Here is a 1,178-nt window from a genome sequence, read left to right on the forward strand (position 1 = left end):
TCCTCGCCCGGCTTGACGAAGAACTCCATCTCCATCTGCTCGAACTCGCGGGTGCGGAAGATGAAGTTGCCCGGCGTGATCTCGTTCCGGAACGACTTGCCCATCTGCGCGATGCCGAACGGCGGCTTCTTGCGCGAGGTCTGCTGGACGGCGGCGAAGTTGGTGAAGATGCCCTGCGCGGTCTCAGGACGCAGGTAGGTGACCGAGCCGGAGTCCTGGGTGGGGCCGAGGTGGGTGGACAGCAGCCCGGAGAACTGCTTGGGCTCGGTGAAGCCGCCCTTGTTGCCGCAGTGCGGGCAGTTGATGTCGGCCAGGCCGTTCTCCGGCTCGCGGCCGTGCTTGGCCTCGTACGCCTCGGTCAGGTGGTCGGCACGGAAGCGCTTGTGGCACGAGGTGCACTCGGTGAGCGGATCGGTGAAGGTGGAGACATGGCCCGACGCCTCCCAGACCTGACAATTGTGTCGATCTTGTCGGCGGCCACGGTGCTCTCTTCATTGACGACGAGACGGAATACCCCAGATTACTGGGGCCCGTAGGGGGCGCGGCAAATCGGTTCCGGATTCGACCCGGCTGCCGTCCGGAGTCTTCGGGACCGTCCCGGATCATCCCTTCGAGGAGGGCGGCGTGATCACGGAGCGCGAAGCTTTAGTTGACAATCGTTTCCAATTCGGATGAAAATGAGTGTCATGAACATCGGTCCCCGCCCTCGTCGGCTCATACGCGCTCAGCGCTCTCGGTCTCGCCTCCCTCAGCCTCGCCGCCTGCGGCAGCGACAGCGGCGGCAGCGGGAAGGTGCGGGTGGCCGCGTCCTTCTACCCGATGGCGTATCTCGCACAGCAGATCGGCGGTGAGCACGTCGAGGTCGAGAACCTCACCAAGCCCGGCACCGAACCGCACGACCTGGAGCTGAGCCCGAAGCAGACCGGCCAGCTCAGCGAGATGGACGTGATCGTCTACCTCAAGGGGCTGCAGCCCGCCGTGGACGAGGCGGTCGAGCAGTCGGGCGTCAAGAACATCGCCGAGGCCACCTCCTACACCACGCTGGAGAAGCACGGCACCGATGTGCACGGCGAGGAAGGCCACGACGAGCACGGGCACGGCGAGCACGGCGAGAAGGGCCACGACGAGCACGCCGAAGAGGGCCACGACGAGCACGAGGGCCACGACCACGGCGACGA

General features: G+C 65.9%; 1 protein-coding gene and 1 pseudogene. One reads left to right on the forward strand and one right to left on the reverse strand.

Annotated elements, in window-relative coordinates:
- Positions 1–452 (reverse strand): annotated as a pseudogene (locus tag ACFXIV_RS48140) (glycine--tRNA ligase); the annotation flags it as partial.
- 346 nt (positions 453–798) lie between these two features.
- Here ACFXIV_RS48140 and ACFXIV_RS48145 point away from each other — a divergent pair.
- Positions 799–1,178: metal ABC transporter substrate-binding protein (locus tag ACFXIV_RS48145; protein WP_379421567.1), on the forward strand; the 380-nt coding region annotated here is incomplete at its 3' end.

Origin of the sequence: Nocardia sp. NPDC059236 (genome assembly GCF_042754085.1) — a bacterium.
GTDB lineage: Bacteria > Actinomycetota > Actinomycetes > Mycobacteriales > Mycobacteriaceae > Nocardia.